Below are 527 nucleotides of genomic sequence, written 5' to 3'. Positions count from 1 at the left end.
ACCTGCTCGATGCGCTTGGCGAGTTTGGCCGGCGTGAAGTTCTTATCGCGCGCGTTGACCGCCTTGAACTTGGAACCGTCGATGGCCACCACCGCCTGCGAGAACAGGTTGAGCTTGCGGCACAGTTCGACGAACTGCCGGCACACCGCCTGGATGGCCGCTCCATTGTCCTTGCGGAAGCGGGCGATGGTCTTGTGATCCGGCTGGAGCTGGCCAGTCAGCCACATCAGCTCGAGGTTACGGCCGGTCTCCTGCTCCAAGCGACGGCTGGACGGGATGCGGTTGAGATAGCCGTAGATGTAAATCTTGAGCAGCGCCGCCGGATGATAGGCCGGGCGGCCTGTCGCCTGTGGGATGACCCTCTCGAACCCCAGAGCGCGCAGGTTGAGTTCGTCGACGAAGACGTCGATCACCCGCACCGGATTGTCCTCGCTGACGTACTCGTCGAGGCAGGCCGGGAACAAGGTGCCCTGGCTGCGCTCCTGGCCTTGGACAAACCGCTTCATCGCGATCCCTCCAGTCCGTGC

1 protein-coding gene is annotated in these 527 nt (G+C 63.4%); it reads right to left on the bottom strand.

Going from position 1 to position 527, the window contains the following annotated elements; genetic code table 11:
• On the bottom strand, positions 1–506 hold a 506-nt coding region (locus ACXJKO_RS32095; protein ID WP_457095026.1), incomplete at its 3' end, for a transposase.
• Between the last annotated feature and the right edge of the window lie 21 nt (positions 507–527).

It is taken from the genome of Microvirga sp. P5_D2 (assembly GCF_054049475.1).
Note: the sequence above shows the minus strand (reverse complement) of the source record. Positions and strands in the feature narration are given on the sequence as shown.